Below are 20,547 nucleotides of genomic sequence, written 5' to 3' on the forward strand. Positions count from 1 at the left end.
GCGCTGCTTTTAACGCCATCGCCTGCCGCCAATCAATCGTTGCTGCTACCAGCCATGCGTGGCAATCGTGGCGGCTCGCAAGGAGACGGACATGAGCAGGCACTGGGTCGACATCACCGCCGTCGGCTTCTTCATTATCGAATGGCTGGCCTATGCCGTCACGCTCGAGCATTCCGCCTATGGCCGCGACAGCCTGTCAGCGCGGATGAACAGGTATCGCGAGGTCTGGGTCCGTCGCCTGCTCGAGCGCGAGACGCGCATGGTGGACATGCAGATCATGGCGTCGCTGCAGAACGGCACCGCCTTCTTCGCCTCCACGAGCCTGTTCGCGCTCGGCGGCGCACTGGCGCTGCTGCATGCGACCAACGACGCCATCACCATTCTGGCAAAGCTGCCGATCGACCTCAGCCCCTCGCCGGCGCTGTGGGAGCTGAAATGCGTCGGCCTCGTGCTGATCTGCGTCTATGCCTTTTTCAAGTTCGCCTGGGCCTATCGCCTGTTCAACTATGTCGCCATCCTGTTCGGAGGCATGCCGCCGTCCTCCATGCGCGACACGCCGGAGGCCGAGGCCCATGTGATCCGCACCTCGCGCGTGTTCGAATCCGCCGGCCGCCATTTCAACCGCGGCCAGCGCGCCTTCTTCTTCGCGCTCGGCTATCTCGGCTGGTTCGTCAGCCCCTGGGTGCTGTTCGTGACCACGGCCGCCGTGGTGATCGTGACCTGGCGGCGGCAATTCGCGTCCAGTGCCTGGGCGGCGATGGCGCCGATTGATGGCGGTGGCGCCACGACGCACGGTCATTGAGCCCCGCTCCTCCCACATCGTTGGAGTGAGGGGCTGCGGGTCTCCACATGACATTGTCATTCACCGCGAAGGCGGGGGAATCCAGTACGCCGCGGCCTCTCGGTTTCCCGCGGTCTGCTGCGCGAAGATGTAGCGCAAAAAGACCGCACAGCGGCATACAGGTGGTGCCAATCACTCGGCCTTCCCTGCGCGATGGTTTGACGGCTTATGCCGCGCTCTCCCGGGAGCCGATTTCCCTCTGGCCTCCCTCGCCTCGCGAATTGGCGATGCAGTTAACCCGGTCGGGCGTTCCACACCTCCGCGACGGCTTGACCGTAGCTACGACGGCCAGGACCACACGGTTTTGCCGTACGCGCATTCGCCGGCCACAGGGTCTTGCAGCAGTGTGCACACGCGCTGCAGGAATGTTGGCGCAACGAACTGAACAGCCTCGTTCGTCCCCACGCAGGTTTCGGGCTCACAGGGACTACCCGCCCTGCCCGCACCCCATCGTGCCGACGCTGCCGCGTCCACCGCATCCCCGGCTCGCGAACGTGACGGACGATCGCCCCTCAAGACCAAGCCGGGATGGGCGACACATACGTCATTTCCGAATTTCGGTAAAGCGGGATATCTTCGCGCAAGCGGATTGACAGCCTCAGCGGTGTTTTGCCCGTCGGGCACTCTGCGCCGACTACGACCCGAAATCCTGCGGCGTGAACGTCAGGTCCATCACCTTCCATTCCGCGTATTTGTCGACGGGCAGCATCTTGTAGGGCTGGCAGGCCTGCATCGCGCTCATCGCGGACTTCACGATGGCCACTCCCTTCGCGGACGGAGGGGCCTCGATCAGGATCGGCGGACGCGCCAGTGTGCCGTCGGTGGCGAGCAGCGCGCGCAGCTTGATACGCACGGCGTCGGTCGGCGCAACGCCCGCCGGCAGTTTCGCGCAGTTCCTCAGGTGACGGCGAAGCTCGGCGATGACCTCAGGCGGCAGCTTGGCTGCGATCGAATCCTTGGCATCACCGCCGTCATCCTTGGGCGCGTCTTTCGGCGCGGGCGGCAATTCGGGCGGCAGGCCGAGCATGACGCCATATTTGACGGTCACGTCGGGCTCCGGCGCCTGATAGGCCGGAGGTGCGGCCTGCGGCTGTGGCACCGCCGGAGCTGGCTGCTGCGTCGCCTGAGGCTGAGGTGGCAGCTGTTGCGGCGGCACCTGCGATGGAAACGGCTGCGGCCGCTGCTGCGCTTGGGGTTGCTGAGATTGCGGCTGTGCGTTGGCCTCTTGCTGCTTTGCTGCCTGTGGCTGTTTCTGTCGCGGCTCGTGGGAGGCCTGCTTCTGCTGCGGCGGCGCCTTCTCGCTGGACGGCGCAGGCTTCGGCGCCTCATCCGGCTTGTCGGTGAGATCCAGCTTGGGCAGCCTCAGGTCGGGAAGCGGCTCCGGCGGCTTCTCTTTTTCCTCGGCCTTCTCTTCTGCCTTGGCCTCCTCCTGCTTCACCTGCTCCGGCGTGACGATATCGACGGTCACGGTCTCGGGCGGCAGGGAATGAAACGGATGGACCTCGCTGATCACGATGATCAGCGCCACCAGCGTCAGATGTGCAATCGCCGACGCCGCAATGTCCGTCCGTATGATCTTCCGCAGTTCCATCGCCCGATCTTGGGTTGCCGGCCTGCTCCTAGCATACCGCAGGCTCCCCTCAATCCCATTTCGGCGCGAAGCCGAAATCGGTCAGGCGGCCCTTGGGGCTGGCCAGCGCGGAGATCGCCCCCATCTCGTCATCCGAGAGCTCGAAATCGAAGATCTCGATGTTTTCCGACAGGCGCTCGACCCGTGAGGTCCTGGGAATCGCCGACACATTCTGCTGCACCAGCCAGCGCAGGCAGATTTGCGCCGGCGTCTTATGATGGGCGTGACCGATTTCCAGGAGCGTCTGGTCGGACTTGATGCGGCCCTTGGCGATCGGGCTGTAGGCAACCAGCGCCATCCCGTGCTGGTCGCAGGCCGCCCTCACCTTCGCCTGATCCAGGTAGGGGTGATATTCGACTTGGTTGCAGACCAGCGGCTCGCTCGACAGGGCGGCGGCCTGCTCGATCAGCGCCACCGTGAAATTGGAAACGCCGATGTGCCGCGTCAGGCCCATGCGCTTGGCATGCGCCAGTGCACCCAGCGTCTCCTCCAGCGGCACGTGCGGATTGGGCCAGTGCAGCAGCACGAGGTCGACGGCGGGAAGCCGCAAGCGCGCCAGACTTTCCTTGACCGACCGCTCGAGATCGTGGGGCGCGAAATGGTTAGTCCAGACTTTCGTGGTGAGGAAGACGTCATCGCGGCGGACGCCGGAGGCGCGCAGGCCATCGCCGACATCGCGCTCATTGTCGTAGACCTGGGCGGTATCGATGTGACGATAGCCGAGCCGTAGCGCCTGCTCGACGACGCGCGCGCAGCTCCGGCCGCTCAGCTCCCAGGTCCCCAGCCCGATCGCCGGGATTTTTGCGCCATTGGCCTCGACGAACAGCATGAGGAATCCTCTCTGTTGCGGCAGCCCCCAGACTCGTCAGTGGCGTCATTATGGACCCGGTCCGCCAGAGTGCAACGGACGACATCGGCCCCGGGTGAGGATCTTGGGCCGCAACGTCAACGGGAGGTATCAGGCCTTGACGTCAGGCCTTGGCCAGCGCCTGAAACACCGTGTCGGGTGCATGCGCGATCACAGCCAGCAGGGCCCGGGCGGGTCCGCGCGGGGCGCGCTTGCCCTGCTCCCAGTTGCGGATGGTCTCGACGGGCACGCCGAGCTTGGCGGCAAACTCCATCTGGGTGAGGCAGGCGCGCCGGCGCAAATCGCGCACCACGAGCGAACCAGCCTCTTCCGGTGGACTCTCAACCGCAGGCGGGACCGGCTGGACGGGAAACTCTTGCCCGTCCCGCAATTCAACGACCCGTCCGTCCGCCTTCAGCCGCAACCGCATGCTCATTCCCCCAAGCACGGGCGATGATGCGGCAGGTCGCTTAAAGTCGGATTAAAGTAGCCCGGGATACGCCACCTACTTCAACCCGAACCACAGCGTCGCCATGCCGAGGAAGGAGAAGAAGCCGACGACGTCGGTCACCGTCGTCACGAACGTGCCGGAAGCCACGGCCGGATCGGCCCTGACGCGTTCGAGCGCCATCGGGATCAGGATGCCGCCGAGCGCGCCTGCGATGAGGTTGCAGATCATCGCAAGGCCGATGACGAGGCCGAGGCCCGGGATCTTGAACCAGGCCACCGCCGCGATGCCCGTGATCACGGCAAAGGCGACGCCGTTGATGAGGCCGACCAAGGTTTCGCGGATGATCACGCGCCAGGCATTGGAGGAGCCGAGCTCGCGGGTGGCCAGTGCGCGCACCGCGACCGTCATGGTCTGCGTCGCGGCATTGCCGCCCTGGCTCGCCACGATCGGCGCCAGCACGGCAAGCGCCACCATCTGTTCGAGCTGGCCTTCGAACAGGCCGAGCACGGAGGACGCGAGGAAAGCGGTGGCGAGATTGATCAGCAGCCAGTTGAAGCGGCCGCGTGCAATGGTCAGAAACGTGTCCGACAGCTCTTCGTCGCTGGTGACACCGCCGAGCGCCTTGAGGTCCTCGTCCGCCTCTTCCTCGATGACGTCGACCACGTCGTCGACGGTGATGACGCCGACGAGGCGGTCCTGGGTGTCGAGCACGGGGGCCGCGACGAGATTGTACTTGCCGAACATGCGCGCAACCTCCTCCTGGTCTTCCAGGACGGAGACGCGGCGGCGATCCTCATCGGTCAGCTCGGTGAGCGGCACCGGCCGGCGCGCGCGCAGGATCACGTCGAGCGGAATCGCGCCCTGCCAGTGCTGGTCCTTGTCGACGACATAGATCTCGTAGAAGCGGTCCGGCAGGTCGGGCGTATCGCGCATGTAGTCGATCGCCTGCCCGACCGTGAAATCCTGCGGCACGGCGATGAACTCGGTCTGCATGCGCCGGCCGGCTGAGTTTTCCGGATACAGCAGGCTTCGCTCGAGCGCGACGCGCTCCTTGAGCGGCAGCTTCTCGAGGATCTCCTCCTGCTCGTCCTCGTCGAGGGTCTCGAGCAGCTCGACCGCGTCGTCGGATTCGAGCTCGCGGACACCCTCGGCGACCGTCTCGGGCGGCAGCTCGTCGAGGATCTCCTCGCGCACGCTCTCGTCAACCTCGTTCAGCGCGGAGAAGTCGAAGTCGGCGCCGGTCAGCTCGACCAGCCGGACGCGGTTGTCGGGCGCCAGCGCCGCAATGAGATCACCGAGGTCGGCCTCGTGCAGCTCGGCGACGCAGGCGCGCAGCGCGGCGCTATCCGCAGCCTCGATCGCATGGGCGACTTCCTCGACGAATTCGTGCCTGATTTGGCCGTCTTCATTGCGCATCGGCACGTGGTCGAGTACCGAAGCCTCAGCGGCGTGAGCACCGTCCATATGTTCATCCATGGTGCGCCTCGCCGTCTGACAGGTTGGAACGAGTGGTCTGGGCCGATGGTTCAGGCAATACCCACAAGGCAATCGCGAGCGCAATGGCAAAGATGCATCGACCGAAATGGACTTCGATCACGATGGGCCTGGCTCTCGCCTGCCCCGGCACGATCGGCTCTGTTGCGGCCGCGGACTGCCCGCGCAAGGATGCGCTCGGCACCTCGCGCGTCCTGAGCGTCGATGCCAGGACCACGCCGCGCGTCGGATTGAAGAGCTTTCCGCAGACGCTGCCGCTCGCCGATCACGAGGTCGTGCTGACCTTCGACGACGGTCCGTATCCGCCGACGACGTCGAAGGTGCTGGCGGCATTGGCGCAAGAATGCGTTCGCGCGACCTTCTTCATGATCGGCCAGCACGCCGCCGAACACCCTGATATGGTCAAGCGCATTGCGCGCGAGGGCCACACTATCGGTCACCACACCTTCTCACATCCGTTCATGGCGAAGATCCCGGCCGGCAAGGCGAGCAGCGAAATCGACCGCGGCATCGCCGCCGACGAGATGGCGCTGCACGGGGTCTCGACCACGACACCGTCGACCCCGTTCTTCCGCTTCCCCTATTTCGAAGCGACGCCGGCCGAGCTCGACCTGCTCCAGTCGCGCGGCATCGTCGTGTTCGGCGCCGATCTGTGGGCCAGCGACTGGAACGAGATGACGCCGGAGCAGGAGTTGAAGCTGATCACCGAGCGCGTGGCTGCCGCCAGCAAGGGCATCATCCTGTTCCACGATCCCAAGGCGCGCACGGCCGCCATGATGCCGGCCTTCCTGCGATACCTCAAAGAGAACGGCTTTCACGTGGTTCACGTGGTCCCGGCAGGCACGGCGCGGAACAACGCCGACGCGCATTGATGCCGGAATGTCACGCCTGACCAAAATGGGGTGATCTGAGGCCTATTAACACTCTGTTCATGCTACGCCATGCAAGGATTGAGGGGAGGCTGAGGCTGGAACGGTCGTTGCGCCTGAACCGTTTCCCGATGTCACCGACCTAATTGTGGCGACAGTCGCAGATGAGGACTTACAGGGTTCATGACCGGCAGTAGTGCTGTGATCCGGACGCGATCGTGGACCGTCCTGCTTCTGGGGGTGTTGACCGCGGCGTCGCCGGCCGCCTTCGCAGCCGACTGCCCCGGTCATCCTGATGCGCTCGGCACGTCGCGCACCCTCGTCGTCGACCCGCGCGAGCATCCGCGCATCGGCACCATGCAGTATCGCGAGACGCTGCCGCTGAAAGACCACGAGGTGGTCCTCACCTTCGACGACGGTCCGCTGCCGAAATACTCCAATCAGGTGCTTCAGATCCTCGCGAGCGAGTGCATCAAGGCGACCTTCTTCACCATCGGCAGCCAGGCCAAGGCGAATCCGGAAGGCGTCCGCAAGCTGGTGGCGGCGGGCCACACCGTCGGCACGCACAGCATGACCCATCCGCTGACGATGAACAGGATGCCGATCGACAAGGCTGAGGCCGAGATCAACGGCGGCATCGAGTGGACCTCGGCGGCAATGACGGACCCATCCAAGCTGGCGCCGTTCTTCCGCATTCCCGGCCTGATGCGCGCTGACGGCGTCGAGGACTATTTGATCTCGCGCGGCATCCAGGTCTGGAGCGCCGACTTCCCGGCGGACGACTGGCGGCACGTCTCGCCCGATCGCGTCTACCAGCTCGCGATCCAGCGGCTGGAGGCCAAGGGCAAGGGCATTCTGCTGCTGCACGACATCCAGGCCCGCACCGTGGCTGCGCTGCCGAAGATCATCCGCGAGCTGAAGGCGCGCGGCTATCACATCGTGCATGTGGTGCCCGCGACGCCCGACCGGCCGGCGACGCCGACCACGCCGGTCGAGTGGCTGCTGCATCCGCCGACGGAGACGACGCCGATCGCACGCTGGCCAGCCGTGCCGCATTTCGTCTTCACGCAGACCGCGACCTTGGCGGCGCCCGACCTCGCCGATCTCAACGCCCAGACCGCTCGCCAGCCACAATTGCTGCCGCACAAAACTATGGCACAGGCCGATATCGCGGCCACCCTGCCCGCGCCCAGTCGCGATCTCTTCGCAATCCCGGAGGGCTCGGTCGAAGTGCTGCTGTCGACCACCTTGTCGCGCCGGGCGGCGACGCGGCTCGCGATGGCGGCCGAGGCGCCGCATGCCGGCAAGGGAAAGGCTAGCAGGATGCAGGCGCGCCGGACGCCTGCCCACGCAGCGCCGGCGCACGCAGCTCAGGTCAAGAGCGCGGCGCCCCGCCCGACCCGCCTTGCCACCAGCGTGAAGAAACGCGCCTGAACAGAAGCCGTTACTGCCGCATGATGGCGGCGACGCAGAGCAGCACGATCAGCGCCAGGAAGAACAGGTCCATATAGGACTTGAGCTCGCCGTCGCGGCGCAGCCGGGCGACGTCCATCACGATCTGCTTGCGCGCGATGGTCCCGCCCGAGCCGTCATTGATCGGCGCCTGAAGCCGCTTGGTCTCGGCTTCGAGCTTCTCGATCTTCTGGAAGAAGTAGAACGCCCGCAGCGTCGAGGCCGCGCGCATGCCGGCATAGATCAGCACCAGGATCGCGAGGACCGCCCGGTTCTGGTACTTCTCCATGAAGTTCAGGCTGAAATAGACCAGCGCCATGAATGCGAAATTGGTCAGGAAACGGTAGACGAAGCTTAGAAAGACCATGCTGGCTCCAGCCGGATGAGTCGCGCGAGGCCCGTCTACGCCAACTCTGTTTCAGCAAAAATACGATCGCCCGCGCGCCGCCGCCTTTTAGCCACGTGCCGCCATAATGCAAGCGAGAGCGCGAGGCGCCCTAGTCCAGGCGCCACTCCGCCCAACGCTGCTCGATGGAGATTCAACGGAAGCTACGGTAGACTGCTGCCACCGCTACCGGCGAAGTCTTGCGGATTGGGGTCTGCCGATGCCGAAGAAGGGAATCACGGGGCACGACGACTGGGTTCTGACCGAGGCGCTCGCGACCGCCCTGGTCGCGCTCGAGCAGCTCGAGGCCAAGCACCAGCCGACCGCACATATGGACGACATCCGCAAGATGCTGTCGAACGGCAAGGAGCCGGCGGCGGTGAGCCTGCATCTGGCCCAGGCCAAATGCCGCCTGTTTCCCGAGCTCGATCCGCTCGAGATCTATCGGGAATATGGGATCGGCGAGGAATACGGCTGAAAGGCGCGCTCGGGCGGAATGGTCAAAAAGGTTCGGCTGCATTTCCGCCCGATCGGTGCTTTTTCCCGGCTTGCGGGACTTCGCCGCCCGGCGTAGCTTTCAACGACACGCAGCTCGTTCGAGAGAAATCTCTCGAATTGACTTGGCGGGAGAGAGCGATGGCAGATGTTCCATGGCAGCTTTCCGGTGACTATTTCGAAAACTGCAATTGCAGCATCGTGTGTCCCTGCCTCGTGTCGGCGGCTCCCCCGCTGACATCGCAACCGACCGAGGGCTTCTGCAACGTCCCCTTGATCTTCCACGTCGAAAGCGGTCGCTATGGCGAGATCGCGCTCGATGGACTCAATGTCCTGGTCATCCTCCACGCACCCGGAGTGATGGCCGACGGAGATTGGTCGGTGGCCGCCTATATCGATCAGCGCGCCGACGATCGGCAGACCGAGGCGCTCGCAGCGATCTTCACCGGCGCCGCCGGTGGTCCGATGGCCGCTTTCGCACCGCTGATCAGCAAGAACCTGGGCGTACGCAAGGTCCCGATCACGTTCCGTATCGACGGCAAGACCCGGTCCGCGGAAATCCCGGGTATTTTGCATATGTCCGTTGATCCGTTGCCGACGATGCATCCGAGCGGCGAAATGTGGGCCAACATCGGTCATCCCGTGAGCCCCGATAACATGGTCATGGCGGTCGGCGCCGCCGGCAACACGTTCAGCGATCACGGCATGCACTGGGATAATTCCGGTAGGAACGGCCTCTATGCGCCGATCCGCTGGTCGAACCAGACTTGATGCAGCTTCCGACGCCGGCCCTGCGAGGAGGCCGGCAACGTCCATCACAAATGACCGACAGCGCCCTGGAAACCGTGCTGCGCCGCGACCGCTGGGTCGTGAGCGGCGCCATCGGCATCATTGTCGCGCTGGCCTGGAGCTATGTGCTCTGGCTCGCCAACGACATGGACATGGGCGGCATGGACATGACCGGCTTCCGGATGATCCCGGCCGGTATCGGAATCATGATGCCGGCGAGCGAGCCGTGGCGAGCGATCGAGTTCGCCTATGTGTTCGTGATGTGGGCGGTGATGATGGTCGGAATGATGGCGCCCTCGGCAGCGCCCATGATTTTGATGTACGCCCGCGTCGGCCGACGGGGCAAGGCGCAGGGCAAGCCGTTCGCCGCGACCGGGTGGTTTGCTGCCGGCTATCTCCTCGCCTGGAGCGGCTTCTCGCTGGCAGCCACCTTGCTCCAATGGATGACCGAGCGGGCAGCCCTCTTGGATTCCCGGATGGTGATGGTGAGCAACCTGCTCGGCGCAATCGTGCTGATCGCGGCGGGAATCTATCAATGGACACCGCTCAAGGAGGTCTGCCTCGCCCAATGTCAGTCGCCGTTCACGTTCCTGATGCGCCACGGCGGCTTTCGCGGCAGCCCACGAGGCTGCCTGCTGCTGGGGTTGCGGCACGGCGGCTATTGTGTGGGCTGCTGCTGGGCTTTGATGGCGCTTCTGTTCGTAGGCGGGGTGATGAACGTGCTTTGGATTGCGCTCCTGGCGCTGCTCGTTCTCTTGGAGAAACTCATCCCGGTGGGACGATGGATCGCGCGCGCCGCCGGCCTTGCATGCGTGGCCGCGGGCTCCTGGCTGCTGCTGGTCTTACCGCAGTGATGAGCGACCGCTCAGCAATTGCCACGAAGCACGGATAGTCCGCGAGCACTCCATGAGCTATTTCAACATTTTATGAGAGAATATTGGTGCGCTCGGAGGGACTCGAACCCCCACGGTGTTACCCACTGCCACCTCAAGGCAGCGCGTCTACCAGTTCCGCCACGAGCGCTAGGAGATACCGGCCTGAGGTCTTGAGGCTGGCCGGATCAGCGGCCGCCGATCTAACAAATCCATCAGGGGGATACAAGCCTGCAAAGGCCCTGAATTCCACAAGCTTGACAGGAAAGTCTCACCCGCCCGGATCGGCCCTATCAGGTGGGCGGGCGCTACCGCGTCCCCGGGGCGCTACCGCGTCCCCGGCGTCCTGGGCAGCATCTGCTTGACCTCGACCGCGATCCGGTTGCGGTCGACCAGCACGACGCCCGAGGCTACCGGTAGATTGTTGGCCAGGACCTTGACCTCGTCAGCCTCGGTTGCATCCAGCTCGATGATGGCGCCGCGGGAAAGACGTAATACTTGGTGGATCGGCATGGTGGTCGTCCCGAGCACGACCATGAGATCCACGGTGACTTTATCGAGTGTGGGCACTGTCAAACCGCCGCAACTGGAGACTTAAGACCTTTGAGACTTAAGATCTGGAACTCAACGCCAAAGGACTTGGCATTTGCGCCTGCGATCATCACCACGTTATGGTTAGCCAATGGTTAATCCGCCTCGAAACTCCCGCCAACAACTCGATTTGACGTCGTTTTCCGCCGCCGGCGGCGAGCCCGTCGAGTGGCGAATCTCCAACGCGCCGGTGCCCTATCCGCAAGCGGTGGCCGAGATGGAGGCGCGGGTCGCGGCGATCGCGGCGGGCGAGGCCCCCGAGCTGGTCTGGCTGCTCGAGCACCCCCCGCTCTACACCTCCGGGACGTCAGGCAAGGAGACCGACCTGCTCGACGCCCGCTTCCCGACGTTCGCAACCGGGCGCGGCGGACAGCTCACCTATCATGGCCCCGGCCAGCGGGTGGCCTACATCATGCTCGACCTCAAGCGCCGCAGGCCGGACGTACGGGTCTATGTCGCGAGCCTGGAGGAGCTGATCCTGAAGACGCTCGCCGCCTTCAACATCCGCGGCGAGCGGCGCGAGGACCGGGTCGGCGTCTGGGTGAAGCGGCCCGACAAGGGCGAGGGGCACGAGGACAAGATCGCGGCGATCGGCGTGCGGCTGAAGCGCTGGGTCTCGTTCCACGGCATCGCGATCAATGTCGAACCGGACCTGTCGCATTTCGCCGGCATCGTGCCTTGCGGCGTCGCCGATCCCCGCTACGGCGTCACCTCGCTGGTCGATCTCGGCCAGCTCGTGACGATGGAAGATGTCGACGTCGCGCTCCGGCAGGCGTTTGAAGACCTGTTCGGACCGACTCGCGCACTGCTGCCGGAAGCGGCCGCCTGATACTTCTTCTGTTCGAGCCTGGCGAGGCATCTTCACCGCTCGTCGCGGAATCAGCTACGCTTGTCTCCGGTGCCACCCACGCCTCCCCCCTCCGCCGGGAAAGCAGACCTCATGCCGGGCGACTAGACCATCGGACCGACTGTTCGAGCACTGGGCATAAGGAGGGATTGCGCTTTCTGCTCGCATCAGGAGGTTCTGACGATGAAACTGTCTGCGCCGATCTATCATCTGAAGCGCAAAGCAAAACGCCTGTCCCGCCAGGAAGGCATCCCGCTTCACGACGCGCTCGATCGCATCGCCACGACGGAAGGCTTTTCCGCCTGGAGCATGCTTGCGGCGAAGGCCGCGGCATTGACGCCCGCCAACAAGCTGTTTCCGCAGTTCAGGCCCGGCGACCTGGTGCTGGTCGGCGCGCGTCCCGGCCAGGGCAAGACCTTGATGAGCCTCGAACTCGCGGTGGAGGCGATGAAGTCAGGCCATCGCGCGGCCTTCTTCTCGCTCGACTACACCGAGAAGGACGTGCTGGACCGCCTGCGTGCGATCGGCGCCCAGCCTGCGCAATTCGACGAGCTCTTCGAGGTCGATTGCTCCGATGCCATCAGCGCCGACTACATCGTCAAGCAGATGGCAACAGCGCCGCGCGGCACGGTCGTCGTGATCGACTATCTGCAACTGCTCGACCAGAGGCGGGAGAACCCCGATCTGACCGTGCAGGTGTGCGCGCTGAAATCCTTCGCACGCGACAACGGGCTGATCATCGTCTTCATCTCGCAGATCGACCGGTCCTATGATCCCGCGACCAAGCCCTGCCCCGAGCTCAGCGATGTCAGACTGCCGAACCCGCTGGACCTGAAGCTGTTCAACAAGACATGCTTCATGAATGATTCAGAAGTCCAGTTCCGGGTCGCAAGCTGACAAACGAGCGCGGGTGAGATCACTCACCCGCGGCTCAAAAGCCTCACGCTGCCTTCAGCGACACGTCGAGCTTGCCGGCGATATAACGGCGTTCCTGGCTCAAGCCGCCAAAGCCGTAGGCATCGCCCCTGACCTCGTCGACGTGCAGATAGGTCTCAGGGTGCAGCGGGCCCAAAATCTCGGCCATGCGCTTGAACATTGCGGCGAGATAGGCCGCCTTCTCGTCCTTGGTGTTGGTGCCTTCGGTGACGTGGATGTCGATCCAGTAGCTGGCGAGCTTCTGCTCGGCGAGCGACTTGCCGCCGGCGAACCAGTCCCCAGCATCGACCGACTTCACGATGATCGCGGTGACGTTGGGGTCCTTGTGCAGAATCCCGGCCGTCAGCTCGGACACGGCGCTGGCGATATCCGCCTTCATCGAAGGCGACTGGCGGGACGAGGTGTAGGCTACGGTGATCAGGGGCATGGTCGTTCTCCTCAAATGCCGCGGCTGGGTCGACGCGGCGTTGGTGAGAAGCTAGACCGTCCCTCTGCATTTTGGTATCTTATCAGGATTGATACCAGTGATAACAGATTGTAATGACAGCAACACTCGACATCACGACCGTCGAGGCCTTCCTGCTGGTTGCCGACCTGCAGAGCTTCACCCGTGCCGCAGAGGCGCTCGGCACGACGCAGGCCGCGGTCAGCCTCAAGCTGTAACGACTGGAAACGTTGCTGACAAAGCGCCTCGTCGAACGCTCGCCGCGCGCGGTCCGGCTCACCGCCGATGGCGCGGCGTTCCTCGATCGCGCCCGCGCGCTGATGACCGCGCATGACCTCGCGCTCTCCGGCGATGCACCGACTGCACGGTCGCTCTCGCTCGGTATCTCCGATCACGCCGCAGGCCCTGAACTGGTGCCGCTGCTCGAACGCCTGCACGCCACGTCGTCAAACCTCACGCTTGCCGTCACCATCGGCTTCTCGCGCGAGATGCAGGATGCCTATGACGCGGGCGAGCTCGATGCGGTGATCGTACGTCAGGAAGGCATCGTCGCGGCGGCGAGAAGCTGACGGAGGACGAATTCGGCTGGTTCGCGTCAAGACGCTTCACGCTGCCGAAAGGCGAGCCACTGCCGCTCGCGACCCTCGCTCCGCCCTGCGGCGTCCGGGCAGTTGCCATGCGCGCACTCGACAAGGCCGGCCTCGCCTGGCGCGAACGGTTTGTTGGCGGCGGTGTCACCGCGGTGGTCGCCGCCGCACTCGCCGGCCTCGCTGTCGCGCCTCTGGCCCGCCGGATCGCGCCGCCAGGGTTGATCGACATCGGGCCCGCGCACAGGCTGCCGAAACTCGGCGGCTCGAAAGTGATGTTGCACTCGAAAGTGAGCGATCCCGCCAAGCTCGCGGCCCTGCGCGCGGTGGCGGCGACGTTTAGAAGTGCGACCGATACACGCCTTGGCGGCAAGCATTAGGCTGCCTCGCCCGCGGGGTTCCCACAACGGGCGTTGCGTTCCTGCACGTGCCGACAACTCCCAAACACGAGCCGATGTCGCAGCGCAGCGAGCGCATGCGGGTCGCGGCTTCGCAGAAGTCCGCCTCGGCCAGGTGTCGGCCTCGGCCGGACCTTGGCCCAGGCGATGCCGTGCGGGTCAGCGCCGCCCCCGGCCCCGCCTCCTGCATACCGTCCGGTCCATTTGCCCAAAAACGTCCCAGAGAAGCGGAACCAAACGCAGCCTCGCGCGTTTGGTCCCGTTGCAGGCGGGGTCTGGAATGATCAAAAAGTTCAATCAACAGAGAGACTTGTTCGAAAGCGAACGGAGTTTCCGGCTGTTGGTGGAGGGAGTCGCGGACTACGCCCTCTACATGCTCGACCCGAACGGCATCATCACGAGCTGGAATATCGGCGGCGAGCGGATCAAAGGCTATTCGCCCCAGGAGATCCTCGGCCAGCATTTCTCGCGCTTTTACACCGAGACCGACCGCGCCAACGGCAAGCCTGCCCGTGCGCTCGGCATCGCGCGGGACCAGGGCCGCTACGAGGAGGAAGGCTGGCGTGTCCGCAAGGACGGCACCTTCTTCTGGGCCAGCGTCGTGATCGACCCGATCTACGAGGGCGGCACCCTCGTCGGCTTTGCCAAGATCACTCGCGACATCACCGAGCGCCGCAACACTCAGCTCAAGCTCGAGGCGATGCAGAGACAGCTTGCCGAGTCGCAGAAGTTCGATGCGCTCGGCCAGCTCACTGGCGGCGTCGCGCACGATTTCAACAATTTGCTGATGATCATCAGCGGCAGCCTTCATGTCCTGAAGAGGGGCGAGTCCGAGGATTCCAGATTGCAGCGCGCGATCTCGGCGATCGAGACCGCCACCAAGCGCGGCGCCGCGCTGACGGGCCAGCTCCTGACCTTCGCGCGCCGGCAGAGCGTCAATCCGCAACCGATCCAATTCGGCGATCGCATCGAGGCGATCCGCGAGGTGCTTCACGCCGGCGTCGGCAGCGCTGTCCGCCTCGCCTTCGAGATCGAGCGGGAAATCTGGCCTATCAAGGCCGATGTCTCGGAGTTCGAGACGGCACTGCTCAACCTCGTCATCAACGCGCGCGACGCGATGCCGGATGGCGGCACCGTCACGATCGGCGCGCACAACATCGTCCTGAACGATCCGCTGCATAGCGGCGAATTCGTCGCCATCACTGTCGCCGATACCGGCTTCGGCATCCCCTCCGACGTCGTCGACAAGATCTTCGAGCCGTTCTTCACGACCAAGCCGGTCGGAAAAGGCACCGGTCTCGGCCTGTCGCAGGTGCACGGCTTTGCGCATCAGGCCGGCGGCACGGTCAGGGTTGCAAGCGAGCTCGGCAAGGGCACGACTTTCACCATCCTGCTGCCGCGTGAAACCGCGACCGCACCGAGCGAGACGTCCGGGACGGCGCCCCTGCGCGGCAGCGGCACAGTTCTGCTGGTCGAGGACAATCCCGACGTCGCCCTGGTCAGCACCGGGCTTCTGGAGCAGCTCGGCTACAGCGTACGCCGCGTCGCCGATGCCGAAGCCGCCTTGCACGAGGTCGAGCAGAACAGCGTCGACTTCGTGTTCTCCGACATCGTGATGCCCGGCAAGATGGACGGGCTCAGCCTCGCCCATCGCCTCCGCCAGATCCGCCCCGGCCTGCCAGTCCTGCTCGCCACCGGCTATAGCGACGTCGCAGCCGGCGTGCGCGGCGATTTCCCGATCCTGCGCAAGCCGTACGAGATCCACGAGCTGAGCGAAGCGATTGCGAAGCTGCCGAGGTGAGTTTTTCTGCACCTCTCCCGAAGGGGAGAGGTAAGCGCCGGGCGCGAGCGCCGATCGTTCCCATCAAACCGTCGGCAACACCGAGAAGGTCTCCCCTGCCCTGCGCAGGTTCAGCTCGTCGACACTGGCGGTTTCACTGGTGACGCTATCGACATGCGAGGACGGCGGGCCGTGGCGGCATAGCGCGACCATGTCGGCGACGAGTTTCGGCGTGCCCGCGAACAGCGCCTCGACACTGCCGTCGCGGCGGTTGCGGACCCAGCCTTCGAGCCCGCTCGTGCTCGCCGTGTGCTCGACCCAGGCGCGATAGCCGACACCCTGGACACGGCCGCGGATCATGACCTGGAGAATGGCCCGGCTCATTTCTTCAGCCCGAGAAAAGCGGCGCTGCGCGCCTTGATATCGGCTTCGCGCATGATGCGGCCGGTCAGCTCGGACGATGCGAGGCCTTTGAGGTTTTTCGGCGGCGTGCCCTCGCGCAACGCTCTCTGGACCTCGTAGATGGCCTGCGTCGCCGCAGCGATCGGCGCGTGGCCCTGGAGCGCGATGCGTACGCGCTGGCTGGCGAGATAGTCGATCGCGTTCAATTCGTCGGGCGCGCCGCCAAGCACGATCGGCAGACGCGTGGCGGACGCGATCGCCTCGAGTTCGGCGCGCGACTTGATCCCGGTGAAGAACAGCGCATCGACACCGGTCGCTTCATAGGCGCTGGCGCGCTCGATCGCATCCTCGATCGAGGTGATCGAGGCCGCGCCGGTCCGGCCCATGATGACGAGCGAGGCATCGCCGCGCGCATCGAGGGCGCCCTTCATCTTGCCGACGCCCTCCTCCAGCGAGATCAACTGCGCCTTCGCCTCGCCGAAAGCTGCAGGAAGAAGCGTGTCCTCGATGGTGAGGCCGGCAGCGCCCGCGGTCTCCAGCTCCTGCACCGTGCGGCGCACGTTGAGCGCGTTGCCATAGCCGTGATCGGCGTCGACCAGCACCGGCAGGCTTGCGGCGCGCGACATCCGCCGCATCTGCTCGGCAAGCTCCGTGAGCGTGATCAGGGTGACGTCGGGATCGCCGAGCACCGCGAGCGAGGCCACCGAGCCGCCGAACATGCCGAGCGGAAAGCCGAGATCCTCGGCAATACGGATCGAGATTGCGTCGTAGACCGAGCCCGGATGGACGCAAGCCGAGGCCGACAGGATGTGGCGCAATTTCTCGCGGCGGGAACGAAAGGTCATGGTGCCCTCACCTGTTGCGACGCAGCCGCAACATACTCCGTCATTGCGAGCAACGTAACTATGGCGCCTCCCGTGCCCCGGCTCTGCGAAGCAACGCTGGTGGATTGCATCGCGTCCGGGATACGAGCGTGGGTTTGTTACGCAAACTCCAGAATCAGCGCGTCCACCGCGAGCGTCGCGCCGGCGCTGGCGTGGATCTTCTTCACGGTGCCGTCCTGCTCGGCGCGGAGTACGTTCTGCATCTTCATGGCTTCGACCACGGCCAGCGTTTCGCCGGCCTTGACCTCCTGCCCCTCGGTCACCGCGATCGAGACGATGAGGCCGGGCATCGGACAGAGCAGCTTTTTGCCGGTGTCGGAAGCCGCGGCGACCGGCATCAGGCGTGCGGACGTCGCTTCCGTTTCGGTCCAGACATAGACGGGCACCTCGACGCCCTGATGGGCGAGCCGGATGCCGTTCGGAATCGGCCGCGCCTGCACCGCGACGAAATGGCCGTCGATGGTGCCCTGCCAGACCGGATCGCCCGGCTTCCACGGCGACTGCAGGAGGTGCGCGTTGCCGACTTTGCCCTCGGCATCGACGAAGCGGATCGCGATCGCCTCACCCTCGCGTCCCACCTCGAGCTGGATCTCCTGGCGATCGAGCCAGACGGCGCGGCGGCGCTCGCGCTGTACAATCCTGCCGCCCATCTGGCCGGAGATCTGCCGCTTGCGCTCGCCGAGCACGTGATCGATGGCGGCACCGACCGCGGCGATGCGCCGTGCGACCTCGCCTTCGGGCAGGCGCACCGCAAAACCCTTGGGGAATTCCTCGGCGATGAAGCCGGTCGACAGCCGGCCCTCGCGCCAGCGCGGATGATGCATCAGCGCCGACAGGAACGGGATGTTGTGCCTGATGCCATCGACATAGAACGAGTCGAGCGCAGTCGCCTGCGCTTCGATCGCAGCCGCGCGCGAGGGCGCATGCGTGACGAGCTTGGCGATCATCGGATCGTAATGGATCGAAATCTCGCCGCCCTCCTGCACGCCGGTGTCGTTGCGGATCGTGATGCCATCCTTGCTGGCTTCCGCCGGCGGACGGTATTTCACCAGACGCCCGATCGACGGCAGGAAGTTGCGGAACGGGTCTTCGGCGTAGAGGCGCGACTCGACGGCCCAGCCGGTCAGCGTGACGTCCTTCTGCGCGATGGCGAGCTTCTCGCCGGCGGCGACACGGATCATCTGCTCGACGAGATCGACCCCCGTGACGAGCTCGGTGACGGGATGCTCGACCTGGAGGCGTGTGTTCATCTCCAGGAAGTAGAAACTCTTGTCCTGCCCTGCGACGAATTCGACCGTGCCGGCGGAATCATAATTCACCGCCTTGGCCAGCGCGACCGCCTGCTCGCCCATCTTGCGGCGGGTGGCCTCGTCGAGCAGCGGCGACGGCGCCTCCTCGATGACCTTCTGGTTGCGGCGCTGGATTGAGCATTCGCGCTCGCCGAGATAGATCACGTTGCCGTGCTTGTCGCCCAGCACCTGGATCTCGATATGGCGGGGATCGACGATGAACTTCTCAATGAAGACGCGGTCGTCGCCGAACGAGGCCTTCGCTTCCGCTTTGGCGAGGCCAAATCCCTCCTCGACCTCCCCGGTCGAGTAGGCGATGCGCATGCCCTTGCCGCCACCGCCGGCGGAGGCCTTGATCATGACGGGATAGCCGATCGCGTCGGCGATCCGGACCGCGTGCTTGGCGTCTTCGATCACGCCGAGGAAACCGGGGACAGTCGAGACGTCGGCGTTCGCCGCTGCCTTCTTGGATTCGATCTTGTCGCCCATCGCTGCAATGGCGCCCGGGTTCGGGCCGATAAAGACGATGCCGGCGGCTTCCAGCGCCCGCGGAAACGCCTCGCGCTCGGACAGGAAGCCGTAGCCGGGATGGACGGCCTCGGCGCCCGTCTTGCGGCAGGCCTCGACGATCTTGTCGATCACCAGATAGCTCTCGGCCGCCGCGGGCGGGCCGATCAAGACGGCCTCGTCGGCCATCTCGACATGGAGGGCGTCGCGGTCGGCCTCGGAATAGACGGCCACCGTCTGAATTCCCATCTTGCGGGCGGTCTTGATGACCCGGCAGGCGATTTCGCCGCGATTGGCGATCAGGATGCGTTTGAACATGATTGTCTTGAGCTTCGTCCCTTGGGCGGGACCCCTCCCGGGCCGTTGGCGGGCCAACCGGACGGGGCCGTATCCTGTCGTGGTACAGCAAAATCGGCCGGAGGCAACGGTCTAAATCCGCCCCGCTCTGGCGTACCAGCGCAAGACCCGTACGGGCCGGGCAAGCGCCTCTGACGGCCTACGGCCTCCCGGCCTTGGTCTTATCCTTGGCGACATCCCGGACCAGGCTGTGGATGAAGCCCAGCTTGGCGACTACGGCCGGGGACAGAATAAAGGGATAGAGATCGCGCAAGCCCATGGCGCGGTTGACGCTGTTCATGGCGAAGGTGAAGGGCAGCCATGCGTTGACAAGCGCCTCGACGCCCTTCGCCTCGTAGGGGTTGAAGCGGATCCGCGCCGTCAGCTCCCCGCCGTGGTCGACCCTGGGGCGCACCTCCATGCCGAACTCGCCGGCCATCTCCAGGGTATCGACGATGTGGAGATAGTGCGCCCAGGTCTCGGCGAAATCTTCCCAGGGGTGCATGGTGGCGTAGGCCGACACGAAATTCTGCTGCCAGTCCGGCGGCGCGCCTCCGGCATAGTGGCGCTGCAGGGCGTGACCATAATCGACAGTGTCGTCGCCGAACACCGCGCGGCATTCCTCCAGCTTCCCACCATCGCGCACCAGCACGTCCCAGAAATAATGTCCGACCTCATGGCGGAAATGCCCGAGCAGCGTGCGATACGGCTCGCCCATCTCCAGCCTGCGCCGCTCGCGCTCGATGGTGTCGGTCTCGGTGAGCGCGATCGTGATCAGGCCGTTGTCGTGGCCGGTCATGATCTTCTGCCCGGTGCTCGGATCATCGGCGAGGAAATTGAAAGTCAAGCCATGCTCGGGATCGTCCTGCCGGCTGTGGAGCGGCAGTTTCCAGCGGATCAGGGAATAGAACAGCCGGTGCTTCGCCACCTCCAGCTCGCGCCAACCAGCGAGCTGCGCCGGATCGGAGAGGTCGGGCACGATGCCGTTGTGGCGGCAGGCGCGGCAAAAACCTGTGGTATCGCTAACATCCGTCAGCCAGTTGCAGGCGTCGTATTCGGCGTTGCGGCAGAGCATGCGGCTCTCTCCCTTGTCCGCAAGCGTCTTCCAGCCCTCCCCATCCGGCTCGACCGCCGACATGGTTTCCTTTTCGGGCAGGAAGGCGACCCGATGGCCGCAGCGTTCGCAAGCGCGGTTCTCGAAATAGAGAACATTGCCGCAGTCCTGGCAGACAAAGAGCTTCAAGTTTTAGCCTCTTGGAAAATGGAGTTCTACCAACATCAGTTGTGACGCCCGCAGATACGCGCGCCGATGCCTCTTCGTTCCAACGTTTGGAACAAATAGCCAGCTCCGGCGTTCTCCCCTACCCGCCACGTGCGCTCGGCGGGCATTTTCTGATCTATTTCCCTTCGAGCAATGGCT

At 64.9% G+C, this 20,547-nt stretch carries 20 protein-coding genes, 1 tRNA gene and 1 pseudogene; 10 read left to right on the forward strand and 12 right to left on the reverse strand.

Annotated elements, in window-relative coordinates:
- Positions 1-91: 91 nt before the first annotated feature.
- The gene (locus tag IF809_RS19170; protein ID WP_453983460.1) at positions 92-802 is read left to right on the forward strand and encodes a DUF599 domain-containing protein; all 711 of its coding nucleotides are present in this window, start codon (positions 92-94) and stop codon (positions 800-802) included.
- Positions 803-1,475: 673 nt separating this feature from the next.
- On the opposite strand, the gene IF809_RS19175 is transcribed toward IF809_RS19170, so the two are convergent.
- From IF809_RS19175 to mgtE, 4 genes are all read right to left on the reverse strand, one after another.
- Positions 1,476-2,432, reverse strand: a complete 957-nt coding sequence (locus IF809_RS19175; protein ID WP_462838206.1) for a hypothetical protein — start codon at positions 2,430-2,432, stop codon at positions 1,476-1,478.
- A 49-nt stretch (positions 2,433-2,481) separates the two neighbouring features.
- Positions 2,482-3,300, reverse strand: a complete 819-nt coding sequence (locus IF809_RS19180) for an aldo/keto reductase (RefSeq protein ID WP_128966722.1) — start codon at positions 3,298-3,300, stop codon at positions 2,482-2,484.
- A 142-nt stretch (positions 3,301-3,442) separates the two neighbouring features.
- Positions 3,443-3,754, reverse strand: a complete 312-nt coding sequence (locus IF809_RS19185) for a helix-turn-helix domain-containing protein (protein WP_453983457.1) — start codon at positions 3,752-3,754, stop codon at positions 3,443-3,445.
- A 69-nt stretch (positions 3,755-3,823) separates the two neighbouring features.
- Positions 3,824-5,245 carry a magnesium transporter gene (gene mgtE / locus IF809_RS19190; protein WP_462838207.1) on the reverse strand — a complete coding sequence of 474 codons (1,422 nt, stop codon included), beginning with the start codon at positions 5,243-5,245 and terminating at the stop codon, positions 3,824-3,826.
- Positions 5,246-5,328: 83 nt separating this feature from the next.
- On the opposite strand from mgtE, the gene IF809_RS19195 reads away from it, so the two are divergent.
- Both IF809_RS19195 and IF809_RS19200 read left to right on the forward strand, forming a co-directional pair.
- Positions 5,329-6,135, forward strand: coding sequence for a polysaccharide deacetylase family protein (locus IF809_RS19195; protein ID WP_453983455.1), 807 nt, complete (start codon positions 5,329-5,331; stop codon positions 6,133-6,135).
- 180 nt (positions 6,136-6,315) lie between these two features.
- Positions 6,316-7,566, forward strand: coding sequence for a polysaccharide deacetylase family protein (locus IF809_RS19200; RefSeq protein WP_453983454.1), 1,251 nt, complete (start codon positions 6,316-6,318; stop codon positions 7,564-7,566).
- A 10-nt stretch (positions 7,567-7,576) separates the two neighbouring features.
- On the opposite strand, the gene IF809_RS19205 is transcribed toward IF809_RS19200, so the two are convergent.
- On the reverse strand, positions 7,577-7,951 hold the full coding sequence (locus IF809_RS19205) for a hypothetical protein (protein ID WP_128966727.1): 375 nt from the start codon (positions 7,949-7,951) through the stop codon (positions 7,577-7,579).
- A gap of 238 nt (positions 7,952-8,189) precedes the next feature.
- Here IF809_RS19205 and IF809_RS19210 point away from each other — a divergent pair, with 238 nt between their 5' ends.
- The 3 genes from IF809_RS19210 (at position 8,190) to IF809_RS19220 (ending at position 10,107) form a co-directional block, all read left to right on the forward strand.
- Entirely contained in the window at positions 8,190-8,447 is a 258-nt protein-coding gene (locus tag IF809_RS19210) for a hypothetical protein (protein WP_164939034.1), read from the forward strand.
- Between the two features lie 158 nt (positions 8,448-8,605).
- Positions 8,606-9,235: a DUF1326 domain-containing protein gene (locus IF809_RS19215; RefSeq protein ID WP_462838208.1), complete on the forward strand. Its 630-nt coding sequence runs from the start codon at positions 8,606-8,608 to the stop codon at positions 9,233-9,235.
- 50 nt (positions 9,236-9,285) lie between these two features.
- Positions 9,286-10,107, forward strand: coding sequence for a DUF2182 domain-containing protein (locus IF809_RS19220; protein WP_462838209.1), 822 nt, complete (start codon positions 9,286-9,288; stop codon positions 10,105-10,107).
- An 84-nt stretch (positions 10,108-10,191) separates the two neighbouring features.
- On the opposite strand, the gene IF809_RS19225 is transcribed toward IF809_RS19220, so the two are convergent.
- Positions 10,192-10,276: transfer RNA gene (locus tag IF809_RS19225), tRNA-Leu, on the reverse strand.
- Between the two features lie 176 nt (positions 10,277-10,452).
- Positions 10,453-10,695: a FliM/FliN family flagellar motor switch protein gene (locus IF809_RS19230; protein WP_011088012.1), complete on the reverse strand. Its 243-nt coding sequence runs from the start codon at positions 10,693-10,695 to the stop codon at positions 10,453-10,455.
- A 112-nt stretch (positions 10,696-10,807) separates the two neighbouring features.
- Here IF809_RS19230 and lipB point away from each other — a divergent pair, with 112 nt between their 5' ends.
- Together lipB and IF809_RS19240 are read left to right on the forward strand one after the other, a co-directional pair.
- The gene (gene lipB, locus IF809_RS19235) at positions 10,808-11,545 is read left to right on the forward strand and encodes a lipoyl(octanoyl) transferase LipB (RefSeq protein WP_462838210.1); all 738 of its coding nucleotides are present in this window, start codon (positions 10,808-10,810) and stop codon (positions 11,543-11,545) included.
- Positions 11,546-11,746: 201 nt separating this feature from the next.
- Positions 11,747-12,460: a DNA helicase gene (locus tag IF809_RS19240; RefSeq protein WP_462838211.1), complete on the forward strand. Its 714-nt coding sequence runs from the start codon at positions 11,747-11,749 to the stop codon at positions 12,458-12,460.
- 43 nt (positions 12,461-12,503) lie between these two features.
- Here IF809_RS19240 and IF809_RS19245 read toward each other — a convergent pair whose 3' ends face one another.
- A complete protein-coding gene (locus IF809_RS19245) occupies positions 12,504-12,926 on the reverse strand; it encodes a tautomerase family protein (RefSeq protein WP_453983449.1) in 423 nt (140 codons plus the stop codon).
- 113 nt (positions 12,927-13,039) lie between these two features.
- Here IF809_RS19245 and IF809_RS19250 point away from each other — a divergent pair.
- Positions 13,040-13,911: pseudogene (locus tag IF809_RS19250) on the forward strand (LysR family transcriptional regulator).
- 298 nt (positions 13,912-14,209) lie between these two features.
- The gene (locus tag IF809_RS19255; protein ID WP_462838212.1) at positions 14,210-15,730 is read left to right on the forward strand and encodes an ATP-binding protein; all 1,521 of its coding nucleotides are present in this window, start codon (positions 14,210-14,212) and stop codon (positions 15,728-15,730) included.
- A 63-nt stretch (positions 15,731-15,793) separates the two neighbouring features.
- On the opposite strand, the gene IF809_RS19260 is transcribed toward IF809_RS19255, so the two are convergent.
- The 4 genes from IF809_RS19260 to IF809_RS19275 form a co-directional block, all read right to left on the reverse strand.
- Positions 15,794-16,093, reverse strand: a complete 300-nt coding sequence (locus IF809_RS19260) for an acylphosphatase (protein ID WP_128966735.1) — start codon at positions 16,091-16,093, stop codon at positions 15,794-15,796.
- Positions 16,090-16,956, reverse strand: coding sequence for an isocitrate lyase/PEP mutase family protein (locus tag IF809_RS19265; RefSeq protein ID WP_462838213.1), 867 nt, complete (start codon positions 16,954-16,956; stop codon positions 16,090-16,092). The genes IF809_RS19260 and IF809_RS19265 overlap by 4 nt, the downstream gene beginning before the upstream one ends.
- Before the next feature lie 137 nt (positions 16,957-17,093).
- The gene (locus IF809_RS19270; protein WP_453997318.1) at positions 17,094-19,109 is read right to left on the reverse strand and encodes an acetyl-CoA carboxylase biotin carboxylase subunit; all 2,016 of its coding nucleotides are present in this window, start codon (positions 19,107-19,109) and stop codon (positions 17,094-17,096) included.
- Positions 19,110-19,287: 178 nt separating this feature from the next.
- On the reverse strand, positions 19,288-20,370 hold the full coding sequence (locus tag IF809_RS19275) for a zinc-binding metallopeptidase family protein (protein ID WP_462838214.1): 1,083 nt from the start codon (positions 20,368-20,370) through the stop codon (positions 19,288-19,290).
- Positions 20,371-20,547 lie beyond the last annotated feature (177 nt).

It is taken from the genome of Bradyrhizobium sp. UFLA06-24, from assembly GCF_054967145.1.